The 22,681-nt window shown below is 57.3% G+C and carries 13 protein-coding genes; all 13 read right to left on the bottom strand.

Features of this window, described 5'->3' with window-relative positions:
- Positions 1-24 precede the first annotated feature (24 nt).
- On the bottom strand, positions 25-1,410 hold the full coding sequence (locus tag ACK5LI_RS11310) for a hypothetical protein (RefSeq protein WP_416949336.1): 1,386 nt from the start codon (positions 1,408-1,410) through the stop codon (positions 25-27).
- A gap of 114 nt (positions 1,411-1,524) precedes the next feature.
- The gene (locus ACK5LI_RS11305) at positions 1,525-4,647 is read right to left on the bottom strand and encodes a DEAD/DEAH box helicase (protein WP_416949334.1); all 3,123 of its coding nucleotides are present in this window, start codon (positions 4,645-4,647) and stop codon (positions 1,525-1,527) included.
- Positions 4,637-5,053 carry a hypothetical protein gene (locus ACK5LI_RS11300; protein ID WP_416949517.1) on the bottom strand — a complete coding sequence of 139 codons (417 nt, stop codon included), beginning with the start codon at positions 5,051-5,053 and terminating at the stop codon, positions 4,637-4,639. The genes ACK5LI_RS11305 and ACK5LI_RS11300 overlap by 11 nt, the downstream gene beginning before the upstream one ends.
- A 419-nt stretch (positions 5,054-5,472) precedes the next feature.
- Positions 5,473-6,228 carry a hypothetical protein gene (locus ACK5LI_RS11295; RefSeq protein ID WP_011927925.1) on the bottom strand — a complete coding sequence of 252 codons (756 nt, stop codon included), beginning with the start codon at positions 6,226-6,228 and terminating at the stop codon, positions 5,473-5,475.
- Positions 6,228-8,222 carry a BREX-3 system phosphatase PglZ gene (gene pglZ, locus ACK5LI_RS11290; protein ID WP_416949332.1) on the bottom strand — a complete coding sequence of 665 codons (1,995 nt, stop codon included), beginning with the start codon at positions 8,220-8,222 and terminating at the stop codon, positions 6,228-6,230. The genes ACK5LI_RS11295 and pglZ overlap by 1 nt, the downstream gene beginning before the upstream one ends.
- The gene (locus ACK5LI_RS11285; protein WP_416949330.1) at positions 8,219-11,125 is read right to left on the bottom strand and encodes a DEAD/DEAH box helicase; all 2,907 of its coding nucleotides are present in this window, start codon (positions 11,123-11,125) and stop codon (positions 8,219-8,221) included. The genes pglZ and ACK5LI_RS11285 overlap by 4 nt, the downstream gene beginning before the upstream one ends.
- Before the next feature lie 14 nt (positions 11,126-11,139).
- Complete coding sequence (locus tag ACK5LI_RS11280; protein WP_416949328.1) at positions 11,140-13,902, bottom strand: TrlF family AAA-like ATPase; 2,763 nt, start codon at positions 13,900-13,902, stop codon at positions 11,140-11,142.
- A 2-nt stretch (positions 13,903-13,904) separates the two neighbouring features.
- A complete protein-coding gene (locus tag ACK5LI_RS11275; RefSeq protein ID WP_416949326.1) occupies positions 13,905-16,694 on the bottom strand; it encodes a DNA methyltransferase in 2,790 nt (929 codons plus the stop codon).
- 91 nt (positions 16,695-16,785) lie between these two features.
- Entirely contained in the window at positions 16,786-20,517 is a 3,732-nt protein-coding gene (locus tag ACK5LI_RS11270) for a DUF6079 family protein (RefSeq protein WP_416949324.1), read from the bottom strand.
- Positions 20,514-21,029, bottom strand: a complete 516-nt coding sequence (gene brxF / locus ACK5LI_RS11265) for a BREX-3 system P-loop-containing protein BrxF (RefSeq protein ID WP_416949322.1) — start codon at positions 21,027-21,029, stop codon at positions 20,514-20,516. Before brxF ends, ACK5LI_RS11270 begins: the two co-directional genes overlap by 4 nt.
- A gap of 9 nt (positions 21,030-21,038) precedes the next feature.
- On the bottom strand, positions 21,039-21,242 hold the full coding sequence (locus ACK5LI_RS11260; protein WP_416949320.1) for a helix-turn-helix domain-containing protein: 204 nt from the start codon (positions 21,240-21,242) through the stop codon (positions 21,039-21,041).
- Positions 21,243-21,379: 137 nt separating this feature from the next.
- Entirely contained in the window at positions 21,380-21,919 is a 540-nt protein-coding gene (locus tag ACK5LI_RS11255; RefSeq protein WP_416949318.1) for a gamma-glutamylcyclotransferase family protein, read from the bottom strand.
- On the bottom strand, positions 21,916-22,681 hold a 766-nt coding region (locus ACK5LI_RS11250; RefSeq protein ID WP_416949316.1), incomplete at its 5' end, for a glucosamine 6-phosphate synthetase. The genes ACK5LI_RS11250 and ACK5LI_RS11255, both read right to left, overlap by 4 nt.

Raw genomic sequence — 22,681 nt, 5'->3', positions numbered from 1 at the left:
GCGCTGTGACTCAACCAGACAGGTTCACTCCGGCTGCCAGGCGCAATCTGCCCACTGCGCTTCGTAGCGTTTCACGAAGTCCTTCATCTCCGGGATGTTGGAGGCAGGTTCGCGGCAGGCCCGGGCGCAGGTAGAAACGACATCCCGGTAGAACTCCGGGGCGACAGTCTTGATACCTCCATAATTCATAAGCAGCTCAGGAAGGCGCTCCGTGATTTTTGCTCCGCGAGGTGCCATCACAATGCTCGGGGGCTCTCCATAAGTGTTGATCAACACGTATCGCCAGCTTGGATCGGCGACTCCCTGACGAGGGACAATCTCACAGGGGCATGCATCTCCACCGCCGGAAATGCCTTCATAGACTTCCTTGAGGGCCAGTGGTTTGTGGGCCACCAGGACATAAGGCCCGGCCTCTACATATCTGCCCATGCTTTCGTCGTATTCGATGCCGAGCAAGGCTTCCAGGTCAAAACGCGCATGCCGGTCAAGGGACGCCTTCCCCGAAGTGAACCATTGAAGTTCCCGCAGGGTGATCCCGGCACACGTGGCAATTTCTGCAGGTGAATTGGGCCAGCACGCCACGAGGTTCTTGGCGATCCCGGCCGCGTTGTCATAGTCACTGTCGGCCCAGAAATCATCATCCTCGACGATTTCCTCCGGTGCTTTCTCTCCCGTCAGCAGCCAGGTACTGCCATCAAACCCATCGTGGTTGAAATAACGGGGCTGGTCTGGCGGCAGAGATGTCTCCCAGGATGACAGCCATGGACCGGGTTCCCAATCAAGTCCACCGGTCACCGTTAACACCGGCAATTGTGTCGGTAAGGTCAACCACTGCTGGATTCTGTCTTCAACCTCGCGGCTATTCACGCCCCTGTGGCCATCCCTGACACGAAAATCGTGGTCAACTTGAGCGTACCGGCAAAGGGCCTGTATGGACCCGGTAAGAGATCGGTCATTTCCATCGTGCTTCCTCAGCAACCACCGGCTGGAGTCCTGGGCTGAGCGCAGGGAAGCTGGAAGGGATTTCTCCTTGGCATCGGCGACCTCGACCCGGACACCGATTTTTGCCATTTCCCCTACCAGTTCAGGGCTGGCCGTCGCGATGTGGCGGTTTATCCGCAGGATGTCCGGTCGGCCACGCAAGCCCTCGGCGTTTCGCCACGCATCCATAAGGACATCCCGGAGGGGCCTGGGCTGAGCGACTGGAGAGAAGGTCATCCACCGGATGGGCAACCCGGCAACGGTCAATCCATAAAGTATGAGCGGGCTGAGCCCGTACCGCTCTGCATCCTTGATCTTGATCGGGTCCCCCACCGACACCATGCCATGCTCCGGATGGTGGAAAAGGAACTTGGCTATCGCAACGTAGAAATGATGCTCTCTTGGTGATGGCTGCGTCTGCTGATTCATGCCCACTCCTGGGGAAATGCGAGCTTTCCCAGAGAACTGCCGTGGGCTCTGCGGTCCGCCAACAATATGGCCAACAGTAGAGCGCGAGATAGCCTGGGTCGATGATCTGGATTTCTATTGCAGGAGTTCATTCATTCGCTCCTGGAAATAGCTTGGGTATTTCTCCATCACCGCCCTGGCTCCGTCCTGATCCTTTTTCAGCGCCTTCACGAGATCCTTCTTCTGGGTCGCTGCCAGGTTCAAGGATGCGGCGAGGTCCTGAGCAATGACGCGGTCCGAAAAGCCAAGCTCGTAAAGGGCAATGGTGGTTTCGGTCGGCAGACCATATTTCAGGCGCTTTTGAAAAAGCTGCAGACGATTGATCAGGTCTCCAGTGCCATCTTGGTCGAGGGTTTCGATGAATTCACACACAGCGCCTACAACGAGCGCTCCGTCATAAGCGAGCGTCCCTTCGCAGACATCGACGACATGATCGATTTTGAACTCCCTCCGGCGGGTGCCCCATATCATCTTGGCTTTTCGCTTACGGATGATTTTCAGGAGATCGCTGAAGGGCTTTCCACTGATCCACCCATGTGCGATTTCTTTTAGCACCTCCGGCTTATCGAACTTGGTGAATACGCCACTGTTGATATGCCGGGTAAGCAATGGCCAGGCAAGATCGAGCGCGTCTGTTTCATCAACAATCGTAAGCAGACTGTCGGCGTTGGTTTGGACCCATCCCTCGATGGCTTGGGCATCTTGAATACCGTAAAGCGTCCGGCCATAGATTTTACGGCGAGCCGGATCTGTGATGTTTGCAGAGATGTTCCCAGCGAGAAGCTGAAACAACTCGCGGATATGCTCCTTTTTCTGATCATCAGCCAGGAAAAAAGCCAGCGTCCCTTCGGCCAGGCGGATCACATCAGCTTCCGAAAGACCATTTTCAGATTCATCCCAATGAGATAGCAGGAAGTTCTCGACGGCACAGATCAGGCTGATTCTCCAGGCGATTTGCCGCTCGACACCGTCTCGGGAGAAATTTTTGTCTCCATGTCGTGCGGCTATCCCGGCAGCCAGCTTGGCAATTTCATCAGGATCGTCGATATAGGCCTTGGCAAAATCCAGTGCCTCCATGGTGATGGTGTATTTCTCGTCATCGCTCTTGATGGGATCGAAGATCGATAGAAGATTGCTGATGCATGGCTCAGAATTGCGTGGCTCCAGAAGTTCTTTCACCTGATCCCAGCGCCATTTGTCGTTACGAGCCTTTCGCTTGTCATAGATCACCGGGTCTGCAAACAGGATGCTGCCTTCGGTATGCATCCCGGCTCGACCCGCTCGGCCAATGAGGTTGTGGAAATCGCGAACCTTGATGCGCTCCATGCCCTGGTAGACACTGGTCACGATGAGGTATCGAATCGGAAGGTTTACGCCCTGCGCCAAGGTGGATGTGCAAACAACGAATCGCACAAGGTCGTCGCGCATGGCATGCTCCACCGCCAGCCGGATACCATGCGGCGTATTGCCATGATGGGAGAAAATGCCGTGTGCCGCACTCTGGGACGCCGGGGCGTCAGCGCCAAGATTCTCGACATGCAGATGTGTCAGCCGCGCAACTTCCTGGGCGTCTGAAAAGTCTGACGGCAGGGCCAGGGGTGCGCCACGCTCGATAATATCGACGGCCTTCTCGCAGACGCTGGCCGCTGTCGACTTTCTTCCGCAGAAAACAGCGATACTGCCATTCGGGACCAATTTTAGACCGAGGTAAAGTGCGATAGCCTGCCCGTCTGTCTTTTCAGGGAAAAAACGGTCCGTCCTTTCCCGCTTCTTCCTTCCGAGATTGAATCTTTCAATCACCCTCGGAACGAAAAACTCACCTTGTTCGGCGTCACGGCTGTCGACGTACTCGATCCTTCCCAACTGATCGAGCCAGCTCGCGAACCCGACCGACCTGAAAGTCGGAATCAGGGTTGTGCCTTCGACGACATTGGGTTCCCCGTTCAGCCATTCTCCAACAGCCTCGGCGTTGCTGATGACCGCTGAGATCAGGACCTTCTGGGTTCCTTCAGGAATCATGGAGCGGAGCGACGTCAGAAGCAGCTCGTATGTGATGCCTCGGGTGCCGCTGTCGAACTGGTGGCCCTCATCAAAAACCAGCAGGCCAACGTGGGCAGCCAGCTCCGGAGCATGCCGAAGGACATAGAGCAGCTTCTCGGGGGTTACGACCAGGATCTGTTGGTGTCCCAAGAGTTCGGCAATCTCGAAGTCGGTCTGTAGGGCATCGGATAATTCATCCACCTTGGTGGTTTCGTTGTGGAACGCCTCGACGAGGCTGTTCTTGATCTCATGGCACAGCGCCCGGAACGGGGCGATGATGATGGCCAGTGACACGCGGTCGGCCAGAAACGCACTTCGGAGGATCAGCTCCGTTGCCTTCGTTTTGCCAGCGCTGGTGGGCATTTGAACGATGGCAGACTCGCCTTTGAGAACATCAGCCTTGCCCAAAAGGTGTTGCGCAGGCCAGAGTTCCTTGATGAACGAATCCTTTTGCAGCGCATGGAGCCATTTGTCGCGAGGCAACCCGGAATATGACGGCAAAGCCTTCCAGGCGGAATTCTCCAGCTTTTTCCTCAGAACGGCCACGATCACATCACCAAATAGAAGCTGCCTTGGGGTGCCGAACTCATAGACGGCGTCCCTCAGCTTCGTGGCCAAATCGAGAAGATTTTCTTCGCCATTCCCATCCTCGAAAAACTGGAGAATCCATTTTGAAATCCCGTCGATGAATTCGCCGAATGGTCCCTCGGCTCCATCAAAATAGGTCCCCAGATCGGCCTGCAGCAACCAGAGCAACAGATCTTCTAAACCATCGCCATCCAGATCCGGGCAGTCGCCATCGATACGCTTCGCCAATACCGACGCGCTTCCGGGAAGATCGCATAGGTAATAGGAGGCGGAGCCCAGAAGCACGAGGTATGGATCAAGTGTCTCGTTCAGCTTTGATTGGAGGTAGGAGTCGAAAAAGCGGGCGGAAAACAGCAGATTGGTTCTCAGCTCCGAGAGGGAATCGGGATCTGGCTCGTCCCGGTTGATAGCGGCGGCAAGATCGCCCAGCAAACCAATCGAGATAGTGAAGAGCTTGGCCGGATCTTGAGTGATCTTGATGTGATGCTCTTCAGGAACACTGTACTCGAGCATCTTGGCCTTTGACCGTGTGACGCCCAGCAGGAGTTGGGATTTCTGTTCAGGCCTCATCCGCAGCCCTCCTGTAGAGCTCGTGGACGAGTGCCATCATCTGATCCCCTTTGATGACCACTAACGCAAGGTCACCTGAATGCGGATGAGAGGAGGCATCGGTCGAGGATGTCAGGTGGCCGTCAAAAAGCGGATTCTCAAAGAGCGCGACAGCTCCATAAACCTCCTTGTATGGGTGATCCACTTCGTTCTGGAAGCGCTCAATTTTTTCGGCATCATCGAGCTCATTCCGACCGTGCAGCCTTTGCTTGATCGCATTCAAAGACTCCGCCTTCCGTGCGATGTCTTTTGCTGAGCCATCCACAGCATCTTGAAGTCTCGCCTTCGCCTTTTTCCCTGAGAATTGCGCCTTCGCTTCAAAGATCGCCAGTCTATCCTTCGAAGAGGCTTTGCCATCCTTGACGATATGGAAGCCGATGATGTCACTGCCTTTTGTCGACTCGTTCCGGATGGTTTGTCACCATAGCGAGTGCGTGGAACCCAGTAGCCAAGCAGGTATTCAAGAAAATCGGCAACCAGCACTTCTCCAAAATCGCCAGCGCGGATACTGGGTCCTGGCGCATCTTTTGGGTCCGGGAACTTTATGGTGTTGAGATACTCTCCACGAGAGCACTTGTACCCTCTGCGCCAATAATCAATCTCGCTGTCAAAGCAGTAATGATTCCGGAAGTGTTTCGCCCAGGCCGAGAGCACTGCCTCGTCGTTCTCATGACGAAACTCCCAGACCTCGACCTCCTTGCCGTCGGCGGTCTTCAGTCGTTCGCCGGTGTCAACCAGCCATTTAGTGTGTTCCGAAGTCCAAGGCATTCACGTCCCATCCCTGATTTAGTTGCCCTTCAATTTCAACAGCTCATCGTCCAGTCCATAGCGAACCACGTCGATCCGGTCGCTGCGTTGGGATACAAAATCACCGGTCATCACGGGGAGCTGAAATGGGAAGAATGCCGGGTTGTTCAGGAGCAGCCCCAATGCGCCCTTGGCCTCCGGGGTGGCCAGGAGTGCGGATTCGAACATCAGGATGGCCAGGTTTGGCTCGGCAATGCTCACCGGAGCGGCTTTCTCATAGCAGCCTTTGGCCTCGGAATCCTTCAGGGCTCCCCAGGCGACAAAGGAGCGGATGACGAACCGGGCATAGCGGCTGACGGTTTGCCGGTCGCCGTACTGTTCCTTCAGGCGGTTGATGATCTGGGTCTGAGTCACCTGATCCTGCAAGGCCAGCAAACGGCCGGTCTGGCGGGCCACGTTGAACCAGAACGGATAGACCGCCGAGATCATCCCCCAGTGAACCGCCAGGGCCATGGACGGGTTTTCCCGCAGAAACGCCAGCGAGGCATCCCGGAATGGAATCAGCTCGGGGTCAGGAGAGACCCAGATCTTCATCAGGTTGTTGACGACAAAGGTCCGGGTCTGATCGCTTCGTTCGCCCTCTGAGCCATTGCCTTTTCTGTCCGCGAGGAACTCGTGCAGCTCCTGGCGGATGGTTTTGGCGTCGAGTCCTGCCAGCAGCAGATTGGCTGCCTTCTGCATCCACTCGAAACGGATCGCCTGCTTGATGCCGATGGCTTCATGTCTTTTGCCCATCACCGTGTTCTCCTTTCAAACTTCACAAGGGGCACGATGACTTCTTCGATGGCTACACCGCCGTGACCTACGATGGCATCTCCCGGGTTTACGAATGCGTCGCGGCCACCGGCCACCAGGGGGAAATAATCTGCGGGCAACCCGACCGGCTGCCACTCGTGGGCAAACGGAAAGGCCCCAGCCACCTGAGCGCGGAGTTCCGGCGTGGGATAGACACGAACACGCTCGCCGCGAGTTTCGGCAATCACCCCTTCAGATGGGCGGCCTTTACCGTCGCATTGGATGTTGCCGTGATCGGCCGTCAGCCAGACCTCATAGCCGTAATCCAGCAGTTGGCCGACCATCACTGAAAGAAATCCGGCATGGCACCACTGCTTGATCTGGTTGTGCATCCCGGCCGAACCGAGTTGCATACCGTGCATGATCTTGTCCACTTTATCCACGACCAGCCCCACCACCTTGGTTTTCCCGGGGTGGATTGCGGAGTCGAGGACGCCCGCAGCATCACCGTCGCCAAGGCCACGCTGGTAGGCGACATCGAGCCGAGACAGACCATGGCCTTCCCAGAACTGCTTCCAGAGCTTCTCTTCGCTGTTGGTCGAGTTAATGGATGACGGGAAATAGAGCGGCGGCTTGCCCGAGAAGATCGACTGCCGCGATACCGAGGTCAGCGTCGGAATCCAGGCGAAGGTCGCGGATTCCCGCATGACAAGATTGGCATCTTGCTTTTGCAGAAGCTGGCGAATGGTCACCCACTGGTCCAAGGCCAGGCCGTCAACTACGATCAGCGCGGCACGGCTGCTACCGGAGTCCTCAATGTCCCTTGCCAGGCGGCGCGGCACATGGTGCAGCATGGCTGGATTGGTCGGCGGCAGGTTGATCAGACTGGAGTAGTGGTCCGTCAGCCAACCGGCGAAGGTCGAGTTCAGTGCATCGCCGATTTCCCTGAGCCGGGTCTGATACTCGGTGCTGTTGCCGCAGTGAACCAGCGAAGAAAGTTCGGCCCATTTCAATGCAAAGGCGGTCCAGTCCGAGTAACGTGCTTCCGCAGTGGGCAGCTCCTTTTCGACAAGGTCAAACAGGCGGGAAATCCGAAGCGCGTCATTGTCCGTGCCGGAGGTGGCGATGCCGCTACGGACCCAGGACCCGGCATCCACTTCAATATCTGTGGCCTCGACCGGGGTGAGTTTCCCCTCCAGGAACAGGTTGTCGATGTAGACCTTGATGTCCTGATGGTCGAACGGCAGGCGGTCAGGGCCGGGATACTTGAGGCCGTATTCCGGAGAATCTTCCCGCACCTGATTTGTGCCACCGAGCCGGGAAAGAAAGAGCGGCCAGCGTTCCTGCAAAAAGGCGAAAAAGGCCTCATCGTCCGGAACGATTTCAGAGAGCGGCCAAGCCTTGAATCCATCATGCCCTTTGAGAACCTGGATGAGCCGCTCGGCCAGCATCAGCGGGATTTGGAGCTTGCCGTAGTGCAGACGGAGCAAGGCGCGAAGCAGCTCCACCTCGTTGGCGATCAGTTCCGCCGCAATGCCGAACACATGACGGAGAATGAAATCCTTGGTGGCGTTGTCGCCCATGCGATCCGGCGGCGACTTGCGCTGGGCCTCGAATAGCGCGTCCAGCAGGCTCCGGTCGAGCTTCTCGATGACCGGGTAGCTCAGATGGGGAAAGAGATCCCCCAGGTTGAATGAAAGCTTGCGGCCCGCCTGGAGCAGATCGTATGGCAGGGACTCCAGCTCCGCATTCTGCAAGCGAAGGACCACCACCAGATCGGTGTGCTCCCCCCGGTCCCAGATCGAGCGGTACTTGGATTCATAGGCGTATCTGAATTCGACCGGGTCACTGAACTCGATCAGGTCGAAACCGCGCCCGCGAAGCTCCAATGCCAGTTTCTCCTCGGTCAGCAGGCAATCCGGGTCCGCGACCAGGGTCAGCTTGCTGACGTTGGGTACAAAGTCGTTCAGGATGGCGTCTCGCCAACTACTCATTGAGCGCCTCCTTTGATAATCCGCAGCATCAGCAGCGGCCGGATTTCCGGCACGATCTGCCGCGCCGATTGCAGTTCATGCCGCCACTCGGATTCGTCCGCATCGCAACGGGACAACCTGAATTGCCGTACCTCCGGCAATCCAACCCGCTCGATGGCCTTGCGGCGCGAGGCAAAGGAAACGATGCCACGTTCCTCCTCGCGAGCCACAGAGGCGAGATGCGCCTGCTGTAATGCGTCGAACAGCTCCTGTCCGGCCTGCTCGGCCGCTTCCTGCAACCGTTCATGGGCGATGATGGATTCGTCCTGGCCGAGGGTGGCCTGCACCTGGGCTTCCGCTGTCTGCAGCGCATCCCAGATATGCCGGGCCGTGGGCAGAAACAGTTTGCCTTCCTCGCTCAGGAACACACTGACATAGCCACGCCGCACCATGGGAATGCGCAGGAGCTGTGTCTTCTGGTGCATCCCGGCCTGAAGGCGTATCTCAAAGAGCCCCCAGAGTCCGGAGATGCTGGCTGGCAACCCACTCACGCTTACGCAAGGCAATGGCTGGCCAGCCGCGATCTGCGGCAGGTTCAAAGCGAGCCCACGGACACGGCTGTTTTCAAGATTGAGCAGGGTCGCGTCGGTCAGACGATCCGCTTCCCGGGCGTTGAACACGGCCTTGCGATGTTCCTGGCCGTCTGGCCAATTCAGATCCCACCAGGAGCGCTTGCGGCTGGCCGCGCCGCCGTGAGAGTTGAGATAGCCCACCGTCATCCGTTCCACCCAGTGGGGCAGCGGATGAGAACGCAGACGCTCAGCCGCCTGCACGTCCGGCTCTTCGGAGATGCCATAGATGGCGGAGGCCTCGCGCACCTGCTGAATCTCATCGCGAAGCCGGGCCACCGTGTGATCGACGGAGGTTTCGATGCCGTCAGGATTGAGGATGGCCGAGGCGAACACATCCTCAAACAGCTCACCGGCCTGGGCGGAGTCGAGCACGTCGCCAGTCTTGTCGATGCCGAACTCGTCGAAGATTACCGAGAGCTTCTGCTCCAACACTTCGCGGACGCGGAACTCGACCGAGTCCTCAAACACGAAGTTGATTGCCCGTACCTTCTTGGGCTGCCCGATACGATCCACGCGGCCGATCCGCTGTTCCAGCCGCATCGGGTTCCAGGGGATGTCGTAGTTGATGATGACATGGGCAAACTGCAGGTTCAGACCCTCACCGCCCGCATCGGTGGAAACCAGCACGCGGTGCGATTTGCGGAAGGCGTCCTGAGCCTGCTTGCGTTCCTCCATATCCATGGAGCCGTTCAGGGTGACGACCGAGATGCCACGGGCTTCCAGAAACTCTTTCAGCATCTGCTGGGTCGGCACGAACTCGGTGAAGATCAACACCTTAAGGTCCGGTTCGTTTTCCTCGGCTTGCAGTTCGTAGACCCACTCGATCAACGCCTCGGCCTTGGCGTCCGGACCCGCTTGTTCGCAGCGAACCGCCGCATCGAGCAGGGTCTCTACATGGCTGCCTTCGCTCTGCAGAGCCGACACATGAGATTTCAGCAGCTCATCGAGCAGCTCCTGGCCGTCCATGTCGTAGAGTTCGGCCATTTCATCGTCTGGGCTTTCCGATCCCTCCGTACCGTTTTCCAGCTCCGCCAGCCGCAGGCTGGCCTGCTGTTCGCCTTCCTTGAGTGCGGCGAGTCGCCGTTCCAGCGTGGTGCGGATCGCCCGGGTGCTGGAGACCACCAGACGCTGCATCAGGATCATCAAAAAGCCGATATGGCGCTTCTTCTCGCGCAGGGCCTGGTTGTAGCCCTCGCGCACATAGTCGGTCACTGCCTCGTAGAGGAGCTGCTGCAGGTGATGACGGCTCTCCCAGGCCACCGGGGCCATCTGCGTCCGCCGGGGTTTGAAGAGCGGCTTGCCGTCGGCATCGATGGCCTTGCGCTTCTCGGTACGGATGACATACGGAGCCACCCGCTCGCGGGAGACGCTATCCATGTCTGGAAAGGCGTCGTCATCCAGCAGGTTCATCAGGCGATGGAAGGCATCGGTCTTCCCCTGGTGGGGCGTAGCCGAAAGGAGCAGCACATAGGGCGCGGCCTCCGCCAGCCCCTTGCCGAGTTTGTAGCGGGCGACCTGATCGGTGCTGCCGCCCAAGCGGTGCGCTTCGTCCACCACCACCAGATCCCAACCAGCGGTGATCAGATCTTCGAACCGGCTGCGGTTGTATTCTGCAACGCGCTCAGCGGTCCAACCGCGCCGTTTGTCCATGGGCTTGACCGAATCCAGGGAGACGATGACCTGATCGAACATCGACCAGGCTGAGTTCCGGTGGTCCGCGCCTGTAGCCAGGCGCTGCAAGGTGCCGGTGTCGTCTCCCAGCACGAGCTGGAACTGCTCGTTGAAGTGCGTCTGCATTTCCGCCACCCACTGGGTGGCGATGCCTTTGGGAGAGACGACCAGAATTCGCCGAACCAGCCCGCGCAGCTTGAGCTCGCGCATGACCAGACCGGCCTCGATGGTCTTACCGAGGCCCACCTCGTCGGCCAGCAGGTAGCGCACGCGGTCGCCGGAGATGGCCCGTGACAAGGCGTGGATCTGGTGCGGCAGTGGAATGACGTTGGACTCCATGGGAGCCAGCAATACATGGCCGTCGGTGGCGCTGGTAGAGCCTTCGAGCACCTCGGCCACCTTGGCTGCGGCGGCCACATAGGCAATGCGTCCGGCTTCAATCTCTGGCCGCAGGTCGGCACTCAGCGGCCGCAAAGCGGAGCGGGGCACGCGCACCACCGCGTCCTGATTCGGCAACCAGATGCGGCACACCGTCTGCCCCCACAAGGTCTGTTCTTCGATGACCTTGCAGGCGCTGTTATGAACGGTGCTGTATTGCCATATGTTTTCGCTCGATGCCATTCCAGCCAAAGTCCTTATCGTCCTGCATTGATTCGTTTGTATCGCTGATCAAAGGCCTCTTTGCCGCCTTCCATCACACGGCATATCTCATCCCGGATGGAAGGCTCCTGGAGTCCACCCTGTGTCACGATTCGGGTCTGCCCAGACCTCACATCCAGGGCGATGACGTTTTCCGCATCACCATTCACGACGATGTTGGCGTTATGCGTAACCACCAGCACCTGTCGTTTCTGTTTAATCTCCCGCAGTTGCGTCACGATCAGGTCATAGATCAAGTGGTTGTCGAGATCGTCTTCTGGCTGATCAAGCACGAGAGGCTCATTGCCATACGAAAGGATAAAGGCCAGGAGCGCGGCCGTTTTTTGCCCCGGCGATCCTTGCGCTACGGGTTTGAAGCTCTCACCGTCTTTGAGGCTGTATCTGACGTCCAGGGAGTCATCGGGAAACCAGCAGCGAATTCGATCTATTTGCTCGGGAGTCAGTCCCTGGATATGGGAGACAAAACGTCGATCTTTGGCTGCCGTCACGGCCGTTGTATCGTTCGCATGGATGGCAAGCAGCGATGATTTCAATGCCGCAATTTTTTCTTCCATGGTTTTGGAAGAATTCTGCGTCAGTGTAGCCAGCAGGCCCTCATCCCCATCGACCACGCCGATGTCGCGGTCAAAGCCGCCATTGCCCCGGTCGATCAGGTTACGGAACTCTTCCTCAACCGTGATCTTGTTTCCAAACGGAATGACATTGATCTGTACATATGAATTGCCGACGAGAGTATCCTTGAGAAAGTCCTCGCGAAGCTTGGTTATCTTGGCCCGATGCTCATGGAGCTTGGCCAAGCACTCTTCCGCGCTCTTCTGATGCTGCGCAAGAGTTTCTCTCTTTTTGTTGAACCCCTTGAGCTTCTCCTCGAGATCTTGCCGCTGCTTAACCAGAACACCATATGCGGAAGGATCGCCCGCACCTGCTGCGCTGAGCTGACCAAGGAGGTCGGTGTATTCCTGGTTCGCCGTTGTGATTTTCTTCGATATTTCCAGACTGGGCCGCGCTTGATTCCACGCGCTCTTCGCATCATCAATCCGCTGCGCGATTGAATTCATCTCATTCTGGAGTTTTTCAAACGTCGCACGAATGCCCGCTGCAGCGTCGATCAGCTCTTTATCATCCGCATTCCCAACGTCGAAATGCTGTGAATCCAATTCTGGTGGCAACAGGCTTCCTGAAACATCCCGGACCTGTTCGGCGGAACCTTCCCAGTTCTTTTCCCAGGAGTCGATAGCCTTGCTCTGGTTCTGTCTGAGCTGGTAAGCCTTAAGGACATCCGCGTGGCCCGCCTTTTCAAAAACCTCAAGCTTGCGTTTGACGTCCTCAAGCTGACCTTTGATTACCGATTCTTCCTGAAGTCCGGCCTGAACTTCACGCTCCTGGGCGCGAATCGAGAGATATTTGGAAACCAGTTCCTCCCACTCAAGTTGCCAATCACGATGATTGACCGCCGGGGCATCATCGACAACCTGCAAGAGCGCCTGGGGATGCTTCGCCAGCTCGAAAATCTGCTTCTGGCTGTAAATCCTGACAGGAAATCGTTGTGCTATGTCTCCCTCGGAAGCGCTCCAGGTTCCGGGAGCGGTCTCTTCCTCTATGGCGTGCCTGTTGTCGGCGTTAGACCAGGTGATTCGAAAGCGGCCACCGTCTTTTCGGAAGCCGACAGTGATTTTCGTGGCATCTTTTAGCAGCCCTTCATCCTGGCGGTCGCTCGACGTTTGACTGTATTTGGTAAATTCCTTTTCAAGGCTCTTGGGGATTTCTCCCTTCCGTTTGAGAGCAATCCGCAGGAACTCCAACGAAGTCGATTTCCCTGTGCCTCGTCCACCAATGATGGTGTTGAGCCAGGGGTTCAGTTGGCAGGAAAAGGATTGCCCTCGGCCCAGGTACTTCGCATCGTCAACCACGATGCTTTCGATGGCGAGTTGTCCATGGGTATTGGGGTCACCAGTGAAGCGGTCCGACCGCTTTAGGGAGAGAGCCCCATCAATGAGCGCCAGCCGTAATCCGTCATAGGATGGCTCCGACATTTTTACCCAGGTGAAATGGCTCCCAGGGTAGCGTTGACCGCCGGTACCGGACGGATGATGGGAATCGGTTCCAAGAACCTCCGCCCAATTCAAATTCTTGCCGATGTAAAGCTGCGGTTTTGCCTGAGCAAGGTCCGTGACCTCCATGGCAAATACACACTTGTTGTCGAGCACCTGCTCCAGTGTGTTGCCGGTACAAACCGTAAAAAGTCCGTTGGCCTGATCGACATGAGCAGGTATTGCAAGCCCTCCTGACCTTGCAATTTCGTCAATCACTTCAACAGCGGAGCATTCAGAACAGCCGTCGCTCTTTCCCTTGGTGGCGCGATACCTCACCGCACCGAGCAGCGAATCGATATCCGAGGTGGTCTTGTTTGGGCCGAAAATGGCCAGGATATGGATATTTCCCTGAACGGTAATCTCAACGCCGGGGAAGAGGTAGAGGGGTCGATAATCCGGATGACCTTCGGATGCCAGCTCCTGGAGTGCCTGCTTGAGTGGATCAATCCAGGCACCAGAATTGTGATCCGTCACCGCGACACAATCGATGCCTTGCCGCATGTAGTTGAGCAGCCAATCCTTATGGGAGATCTGTTTATGCTGGGCCTGGTCGGGGCCTTTCCCATAATCGTCCGATGCCGGAGTGTGATTGTGGAAGTCGAACTTCCACCATTTGGCGCTGGCCCAATCCCAAGCGGCAGACATACTCATTCCCCTCCCATCCGTGTTACCGCCTGGTCGTACCACATGAGCAGCTTGGGATCTTCTTCCAGGACGTTGTTGGGGATCTTGTCGGCCACGGCGACGATGACGGCGTAGTCGCGTTCCTGCCAGGCTTTCTTGAATCCGGCGCGGACAGCTTCCAGGCGGAAGACCTTGAGTTTCTTTTTGACCTCTTTGTATTCCTCGAACTCCTTGAGCAGCGCCTTCTCGCGCAGCTTCTCCAGGTCGCCCGCCTTGTTGGGATCGGGCACGTACCAGCGGTCGCGGGCCTTGGCGACGAGGGTCGGATCATCCTTGGGCAGATTGCGCAGCTCTTTCCAGTTGGTGGAGAGGTAGGCGTGGACCTGCTCGGGTACCGGGCCTTTGCCGTCGAATTTGATAAAGTTTTGCTCTAGCAACTCGTCCAATTCGAGGAGCTTTTCTGTCTTTAGCCACCCACCAATTTCTTGCATGAACAGAGGTTTGAGTTCACCTGATGTTTGAGGCTTCTTGAGCAGTTGCTGCCTCATCCATTGAATAGCGGTATTTTCGTCAGTTATAAATAACTGTAGCTGGAGAACCTCGCGTACAGTCATTCTCTTTCTATCGTATTCTGCAATTTGATCTGGGAGGAAGTACATGCCATCACGCTCAGAGAAGCGCTGATTAAGGCCTTGATAAAACTCCGCTGCAGACAAGGGAACGGCTACCCCCCTTTGGACGTGAAATGCGACCATTCGGTCAAACAACAGAAAGTTTTGCCTCTCCGAAATGATTTCAACTTTCCCATCTTTGGAAACAAAAACGGGAAGCTGGTTGAGGTGCGTTCTGATGAAATCCCAAACTACATCTTCGGTTCCCGCTCCAATCTCAAACTTTTGTTCTAATCCATCTGTCGGTTTATATGCGGATATAACAAGGTCTTGATCAATGGCCCCAGCTCTATTTACTGCATTGAAAGACCGCTGCTGTTTATTGAGCACGCGAACATCTGCTACAACAAGCCCAGAAGACTCTATTGCCTGCTGTATCGCGCTCCAAACTGCATTCTGGCTGTTATGAAATTCGATGGTGATCCATCTCCCAGGCTTCAGAACACGAGAGTAAGTTCTAAAGGCTCCCAGCATCATATTCGAATAGAATGCTAAATCCTTCTTGTGAACATAGTTCAGAACGCAATCGCTATCGACAGAAGTCCGCGTCTTAAGCCATGCCTCTACAAACATGTTCAGCTCCGCATATTGCAGTGATTCTCCAAAAGGCGGATCTGTAAATATGTAGTCAATTGAACCATCTGGGTAATTCCTGAGATCGACAACACTTTGGGTGGATACGGTCGCAGCCCGGTGAGTCTCAACTGAAAGCGACTTCAGCTTTTTGATCTTTCTCTTAAGAACATCAAATACATTTCGCTCAAGGTGAAGAGACGGCGTAAAAAGAGTGCCCGAAACGCCACCACCACCACCGAAATAGCCTTGTTTTCTCGAAATGTAGTTATTGATTGCGGTTAAGCAGAATCTGAAAAAGGCCGTTCTTCTGTGTGTAGAGAGCGTCTTCCCCCACAAGTATCCATAAACAAATAAGGATCGCTTTGTGTACATATGCGCGACATGCGATAGACCAGATCCATTTATGAGTTTATTGGTCTGACGACCTGGGAAAAACTCATCTGAAGGAATGCTTGGCCAGTGACGTCCTTCAAACCTTAGATCAAATTCTTTTCGTTCCTCGGGCGTAACTGAGAACGTCTTTCTTGCCGTTCCCTGCTTTATTGTCTGTTCGACTAGAGCAAACTTGGGAGTGCTTACCATTTTTCCAAGCACGGGGTCGAACTCAGATGTAAATGGCCTTTCCAATTTTACCGCGCCGGAAGATTTCGACGCTGCTTTCCCTACTATCGTTCCGCAATCAGGACATGGGAACGATCCTTCCATCTTTCCATCTTTTAATGCAGCTTCCCAGAAAATGAACTCATGCGAACAGTTTGGGCAAAGGAAAACATCTGACCAGACGGCACTAAGCACTGTACCTTTTTGCTGTCCCTGATAGAGCCATTTGAGTTCTTTTTCGGCACCCTCGATAACCTTTAGTGCTTCCATTGCAAAAGAAGAGAGGGCGGAAAGATCCGAGTAATTACTTGAAATAAACGTCGCAGCTGTTGAAAGGTCATTTAAAAAGGCTTTCCTCTCCCCTATAGCAGAGAACGGTACCCATACCTTTTTCCCTTCGCTATCAATATCTTCCTGCATAACAGTTCCATCGGGCTTGATTTGATAACCGAGGGACGATATTTCGCTTTTGTCACCACACATCTGTGCGGCAACACCTGCCATACCAGTTCCGCAGAAACCGTCAAACACAATATCCCCCGGCTTTGTGTAGTGGAGGATGTAACGCATGATGGCTTTATGTGGGACCTTTGTGTGGTATGTGTGGGCGTTGTATATAGGGTCGTTTTTCCCTTCGCTCACATCTGCTGCAAACGGCTCACAATGGTATTGCCCAATAGGTTCAGGCTTCTGCGCCTCCCACTCGGCGATGAAGTCGGCGATCCAGGGATTCGGGCAGGCGGTGTAGTACGGCGGATCGCTTAGATTCAGGATGTCCTCGTCGCTGCCGATAGGAAAGCCTTCGATCTTGCGGAACTCCAGGTCCTGCAGCTTCTTGCGCAATTCCTCGGTAAAGTAGGCGCGGCGGTCTTCGTCATTCTCGAAGGTCATGCCGAGACAAGTCACCGGGCCGGAGGGCTTCTGCGGCTCTTCAAGCAGCGAGTCGAACAAACTGGTTTCTTTCATCTTCATAATCCTTGGCTTTCGTCTTGTGTCTCAGCTTGGTCACTTTGCGGGTGACCAAGCTCGGCGGAGTTGGTCACTCGCTTAGTCACTCTTATTCCATGACGATCCGCACCTTGGCCGGGTCCTTGCCCTTGGTGAGCTGATCGATGTACTCCTCAAAGCGTTTCTTCATCTCCGCCGGGGTGGCCGGGCCGTCGGTAACCTGTAGGGCCTGTTGCAGCTCCTGCGCCTTGACGGTGACCTTGACCAGACCGGAGAGCACCTCCTTCAGGGCGTGGACAAAGTTGCTGTCCAGCGGCACAGGCAGCTCCTTCGACTTGATGAAGGCCTCCAGGGGTTCGCGGTCGTCGATCTTCAGCAGATCCATGTTGGCCTGGGTGATCGGGTCCTCCAGGTTGCTGAGGATGGTGGAGGTCCAGGCCGTCACCATGGCGTCGAGCTGGGCGTCCATCTGGTCGATCATCTGAGAGCCTGCTGTCGTGCCGGTTTCCACTGAAGGCCGGAACCCGCAATGGGGGCATATGGGCGAGGTGTCGAGATTTTGCTCGGTCAGGGCGAAGCAGCTCTTCAGTCCGGCCAGGCGGTTCTGGTAATCGGTGAGCTGCTGCCGGGGCATCAGGTCGATACCGGCCAGCTTGAGCAGGGTTTGCAGGCGCTGGTCGTTGAGCAGGCCAGCCTTGCGCTTGTCGTCGTTCACGCCCAGCCGGGCCTTGGTGTGCAAGCCGATGTAGGCAACGGTGTAATCCTTCTTCAGCTTTTGCAGCTTGGCCCCGATGCTCTGGGACTGGCTGGCCAGCTCGGTGAGGTCGGCCTGCTTGAGGGCATCGAGCACATCCTGCCGGGTGGTCTTCATGCGATCCACCCAGTCATGCTCGGCGGGCAGCACCGCTTCGGCGGTGGAGAGCCAGGACGCCGTCGGGCTGTGATCCATGATGAACTCGCGCAGGGCGTCCAGCTCATCGAGCGCCTTCACGGCCTTTTCGTGGGCCAACACTTCGGGAGCGCTGTAGCGGAAGTTTTTCAGTTTGCCCGGCGAGGAGTAGGCCTGGAGCGATTCAAAGAAGCCCTTGGCCTCGTCCAGCCCGCTGGCCTGGCTGGCCAGGTCGGTGCCCGCGAGCAGATCCAGACCCCAGAAGGAGAGCCCTTCGCGCAGGGTCTGCTGGGTCATGACGATGCGCTTGACGATCTTGCCCACTGCCTGCTGCAGGTTCTGCACCGGCTCGTCCTTGCCCTGGGTGACGAGCTGGGCCATGCCCGGCGTCATGCCGAGCAGTTCGAACAGCGCTTTGAGCGCGGGCAGGTTCCATTCCTTGGGCTGCTCCAGGTGTTTGAAGCGGACCAGTTCGTCCATGCCGGTCGCGGCAAGCTGCTGCAGCCCGGTGGCGTCGAATTTCTTGCCCGGGATGGCGAGCACGATGTCGCCGGAGTAGACCAAAGCCGCCACCAGTACGCTCACCCATTCGGGTTCCAGACGCGAGCCGCCCGGGTTCATGTATTCCAGCCCATGGTCGTCCTGGATGATCTCGCTGCGGTTGACCACCTGGCCGTGTCCCTTGGCCTTGATGGCATCGAGGATGAATTTGGTGTACTTCGATTTGTAGGGGTCGATCTTCTCGCCGTCGAGCAGCTCCAGGGCGTCCAGCACGGCCGTGGCCTGCTTGGTGCGGTTCTGCCCAGCGATGGCCCGCAGGGCGTCCTGCGCGGCCTGGGCGCGGTTATTGCCGGTGATCAGGACCGAGAAGAACGGATAGTCCGGGGCCTGGTTCTCGAAGTTCGGAGCCAGGCAGACACCGGCGATAGTGTTGACCAGGTCGCGGAAGTTGATGGTCTCGTGGGGCGACAGGCCGGACAAATCGCGGATCGATTTGCCCTTGGCCCATTCGGTCATGGACTTGGCGCGGCCCTGATAAGTGACCTCGAAGGCATCGCTCATGTGCTTCTGCAGCCACTGGACCAGCTTCTTCAGGAAGCCGTTGGCCTTCGATTCATAGGTGGCCTTGGCATGGCCCGAGGAGGTGGCGGCAAGGTCCAGGGCGGCCGCGTAGCTCTTCAGCGCAGTCTGGAATTCCTCGTCGGTGCCTTTCAGGCGGAAGAAGACCTCGTCGTTGACCTTGTCGTCCTTGAAGCGCGGCGGATCGTTGGGCTGGATGAAGTAGAGGTAAAAGTCCCGCTGCGGCACGGCGGTGGAGCGCTCGTTCGGTGCCCCGAAAAAGAGGTAGCCGGTACGGGCGGCCTTGTGCTCCTGCCAGACCAGTTCGTGCTGCCAGATCTTGTAGCCGGTGACGTAGGTGGCGTCCTGGCACTCCATGACCCGCTTGAGCGCCTCGTAATAGAAGCGGTCGAGTTGAGCCTGGCCCAGGCTTTCGGCCCGCTTGTCGATCAGGGCGTCGAAGTCATCGGTCTTCTTCAGGTCGAGATAGAACTGGCGGTTGTCGGCATTGAAGGAGATGAACTGGCCGCTGACCGTTTTGTGGATCTCGCGCAGGACCGTTTCCACATGGGTCTGGAGGTCCTTGTCGGGCTCATCGCTGCCCAGCTCAGCGATCAGCGGATCGAACAGGCAGAGACGGTCGCGCAGTTCCTCGGCGGATGCGCCCATGGGAGCATAGATGTCGCCGGTGGTGAGGCGGTGGACGGACAGCGCATGGATCAGGCGTAGCGCCATCGGCTTGTATTGCTTGCGGGTGATGGCGTTCTCGATGCGGGATTCCAGCACCTGGCTGCAATCGATGACCGCCCGGATCTCGGGAATGGCGCGGAACGAGGCGTTCTGTTTGAGCGTGTTCCAGTAGCTGTCGAAAGCGATCAGGCCGAGTTCGTCCTGCGGCACATCCTTGCCGAGAATGCCCTTCATGCCCATGGACAGGGTCTTGAGCACCTCGCGCTTTTCCACCACGGTGACCCGCTCGAAAGTGTCGATGTAATCGGGATGCACCGGGAAGAGCCGGACAAACTCGTCCATGCGCTCATTGAGCCCGCCATAGTATTTGGCAAAAGGCATCAGGTAGTCGCGGATCTTGGCCTGTTGCTCGGTGGTCTTCTTGAGCAGACGCTCGGCCACAACGAATTTGACGTCGCTACGGGCAATGAGGATCTGCTCGAAGCGGTCCTTCACCCGGCGGATGCTGTCGGCGACAAAGGCGAAGCGCGGGCTGTCGAAAATGGCTTCCTGGACACCGGCCATGAAGCGGAAGCGCAGATCCTTGCAGACCTCGCCGACCTCGCGGAGGAAGTTGAGGTCGAGGATCAGCTCCTGGTCCTTGCGGGTGCGCAGGTAGTCGAGCAGTTCGTCGACCACCAGCAGCAGGCCTTGCTCGGGGAAGACCTCGCCGAACTTGGCCATCATGTCTTCGAAGGCTCGTTTGTGGCTGGTGATAGTTCCGGCTTCGGGGAACACATACTCCACGCCGAGTTTTTCGAGATGCTCTTCCAGTTCGGCCACCAGGATGTCGCGCAGGGACATGGTGGTGGCTCCGATCTCGGTACGGATGACCTTGAACCGACCGGCGATCTGAGAGGCCGCATCGCGGACACCGGCGTGGTTCAGCCCTTCCAGCAGGGAGGCGTCTGCGGCAAGACTGGAGACCACCGACATCAAGTGCGACTTACCGGTGCCGTAGTTACCGACAACCAGCAGGCCTTTGTTGTCGACCGGCTGATCGAACTGCATCTGAGGAATGACAAGCTGGGTGAGCCGTTCGGCCATTTCCTCGGAAATGACATAGGTGTTCACGAGGGTGTGCGCGGCGCTCGATTTGTCCGCGTCACGCAACTGAACGACCGACTCAATCGGGTCGAATTGGATAAGGTCTCCGTATTTCATGCTTGTCCTGCCTCTCTATTGTTTTTTGCCGAATCGACCGTGGCCGTGCCATCCATGCCCACAATCAGCGCATCGACCGAGTCATAGCTGCGGTACTCGGGATGGCCGGTTTCGGCGTACAAAAGCCTCCCGGAATTCATGATTCCGTTCCATGAAGCCACCACGGCCCGGTTTCTTGAAATGGACTGCAGCAGGCGCAAGGGGTCCTGCTGGAGATCCTTGTCGAAGAGGATCTCGAGATTATCCAGCACCACCGGTGCTTGAGCCTGGTCCGCGATCTGGTCGAGGATGCCCGGCAGCCGCAGTGACCGCTGCTTGGCCGTCAACTCAAGCAGCTCGCCGGAAAGCGCCAGATTGACGTTGACGACGGATGAACCGAACTCCTCGGCAACGTCCCGAAGAACGCCGGTCTTGCCGGAACCGGTCTCTCCCACCAGCAATACCAGGCGGTGATACAGCCCTTCGGCTGCCTGGAGGGATCGCTTTATTTTGTCGTGAATCGGTTCTGCCATGGTCGCTCCTTACTGCTCGGTGTCCGGCTTATCGGTTTTGTCAGCCGCACCGCCGGAGCGGACCCATTCGTCCACTTCGTCTTGTTTGAACATCCAGCGACGGCCGACGCGATGACCGGGCATAGCCCGTTGTTCGATCCACTTGTAGACCGTCTCGTTGCTTACATTCAGATATTTGCAAATGTCATCGACCGTCAGCCATCTCTCATCCATAGCCTTCGTCCTTCGTTCATCATGTTTTCGGTAAAAGCCCGAAGGTCTCCGGGAAACCCGAAATCCGGACACAGTGCCGCAAATTAACCTCCACAAATTACATTGGCGGATTGCCAAAATCAAGCGTTTTGTGCCGATTAGTGCCGACTTTTCCAAAAAACGGCCTGATTGTCGTTGGTGATCCGGTGTCCGTTTTGAGGCGCATACATGGTGTAAGTCCATACCGCACAGGCGATTGAGCCCCTGGCTGCTGCCACCATCACCCGCTGGTACATGCTGTGCCCGCCGGGCCGAAAGCCTTCCAGCCGGTCGATGGGCGGCAGGTCGCGCTGCGGGTCGGTGAAGGTCACCAGCTCCCCATGGATCAGGTCCCAGTCGCCGGTCGGGCGGCCGAAGCGTGGTGTGCCGATCTCCTGCTGCCTGCGGGCGTCGGCCAGTGGATCGGCGGTGCCCGGGGCCAGAATCAGGCCTTCGGGCACCTCGAGCGCCGGGAATCCGGCATGAAGATGGTAGAGCCTGCCCCAGACCACAGCCGGTTCGATGCTGCGGGCCTGGGCGCAGAAGCGTTGATGGTTCCAGTAGCCCTGCTTCAGTGTGCCGTAGACGAAAAGCCGGAGAATGGACTCGGGACTGTCTTCCGGGTTTGTGTTCAGGTTCGCGGTGTCTCCAATGTTCATGCATTCACTCCTTCGGGCAGTGTCCCTTTGCGCTCCTGGGGGATGAAGCGGAATTCGCTGTTTTCGATGGCCCGCACATCCTCGTGGCGGATGGTGAGCATGGTCATGGGCGGTACCTCCAGCTCGCGCCAGCCCTTCTCGTTGTCCACGGCAAAGTCGATAAAGGCGTCATCCGAGGCGTAGAAAATCACCCGGTGCTGGCGGTGGATGCGCAGGCAGAGCGGCTTGTTGCCCTTGAGCACGGTGATGGTGCCCGGGTCGAGCCGAGAGGCCAGCACGGCGCTCATCTGGCCGCGACAGAGGGCGAGCGCCTTCTTCAGGCCCTCCTGGTCGATGGGGCCTTCGGGCGCGAAGCGGTCGGCCAGGCGGAAGATCAGCTCGCTGTCCACTTCGGCGTAGCGCGGCAGCCCGAGTCGGCGGAACAGATAATCGGCGTTGTAGATGGTGCCGTTGTGGGTGCCGATGACGATCCCGGGCCGGATGGGATGGTTGTTGTGGTTATTGAACTCATTGCCCCGGGTGCGCCAGCGGGTGTGGCCCATAAGGATGGTGGTCTCGTTGCCGACCTGCCCGAGCAGCTCCTGGAACGGCTTCTCGTAGACAAGCTCGTGCGCCCGCATCGGCCGCTTGAAGATGCGGTGACTGCCGTCGGTCTTGAGCCAGGCCAGACCGGAGGCGTGCGGGCCGCGCTCCTCGCTGTGCAGCAGCATGCGGATGAAGAGCTCGCGCAGGTAATCCCGCTCGTCGGGCCGTCTGCGCTTG

Source organism: Oleidesulfovibrio sp. (assembly GCF_047973035.1).
Taxonomy (GTDB): Bacteria; Desulfobacterota; Desulfovibrionia; order Desulfovibrionales; family Desulfovibrionaceae; genus Oleidesulfovibrio.
Note: the sequence above shows the minus strand (reverse complement) of the source record. Positions and strands in the feature narration are given on the sequence as shown.

Bases quoted from the DNA above. Each gene is read 5' to 3' on its own strand.
- ACK5LI_RS11310 (WP_416949336.1), bottom strand. From the start codon at position 1,410: ATGAATCAGCAGACGCAGCCATCACCAAGAGAGCATCATTTCTACGTT.
- ACK5LI_RS11305 (WP_416949334.1), bottom strand. From the start codon at position 4,647: ATGAGGCCTGAACAGAAATCCCAACTCCTGCTGGGCGTCACACGGTCA.
- ACK5LI_RS11295 (WP_011927925.1), bottom strand. From the start codon at position 6,228: ATGGGCAAAAGACATGAAGCCATCGGCATCAAGCAGGCGATCCGTTTC.
- pglZ (WP_416949332.1), bottom strand. From the start codon at position 8,222: ATGAGTAGTTGGCGAGACGCCATCCTGAACGACTTTGTACCCAACGTC.
- ACK5LI_RS11285 (WP_416949330.1), bottom strand. From the start codon at position 11,125: ATGGCATCGAGCGAAAACATATGGCAATACAGCACCGTTCATAACAGC.
- ACK5LI_RS11280 (WP_416949328.1), bottom strand. From the start codon at position 13,902: ATGTCTGCCGCTTGGGATTGGGCCAGCGCCAAATGGTGGAAGTTCGAC.
- ACK5LI_RS11275 (WP_416949326.1), bottom strand. From the start codon at position 16,694: ATGAAAGAAACCAGTTTGTTCGACTCGCTGCTTGAAGAGCCGCAGAAG.
- ACK5LI_RS11270 (WP_416949324.1), bottom strand. From the start codon at position 20,517: ATGAAATACGGAGACCTTATCCAATTCGACCCGATTGAGTCGGTCGTT.
- brxF (WP_416949322.1), bottom strand. From the start codon at position 21,029: ATGGCAGAACCGATTCACGACAAAATAAAGCGATCCCTCCAGGCAGCC.
- ACK5LI_RS11260 (WP_416949320.1), bottom strand. From the start codon at position 21,242: ATGGATGAGAGATGGCTGACGGTCGATGACATTTGCAAATATCTGAAT.
- ACK5LI_RS11255 (WP_416949318.1), bottom strand. From the start codon at position 21,919: ATGAACATTGGAGACACCGCGAACCTGAACACAAACCCGGAAGACAGT.